1 protein-coding gene is annotated in these 237 nt (G+C 38.0%); it reads right to left on the bottom strand.

Annotation, left to right across the window (positions count from 1 at the left end; translation table 11 throughout):
- Positions 1 to 237: hypothetical protein (locus tag AAEY62_RS24645; protein ID WP_502935576.1), on the bottom strand; the 237-nt coding region annotated here is incomplete at both ends.

Raw genomic sequence — 237 nt, 5'->3', positions numbered from 1 at the left:
TTCAAAGCCTGCATTTTGCAAGGCCGCGATAATGTCATCTCTATTTTTAACAAGCCCATTTTTAGCCATGTTCGTTAAAGTGCCCGTAATACTTTCAACAGCTTGTTTTTTATCCCTCGGTAAATCTCGAGATTGCGTCAAAATAGATTTGTTTTTTGGGTCATGTGGATCTTTAAATTTGCCTGCATCATTGATGAGCTGTTGCCATGCATTCATCATTTTATTTTCGCCGTTATG

This window comes from Pseudoalteromonas sp. GW168-MNA-CIBAN-0100, assembly GCF_040309225.1.
GTDB lineage: Bacteria > Pseudomonadota > Gammaproteobacteria > Enterobacterales > Alteromonadaceae > Pseudoalteromonas > Pseudoalteromonas arctica.
This window is presented reverse-complemented; position numbering and strand designations above follow the sequence as displayed.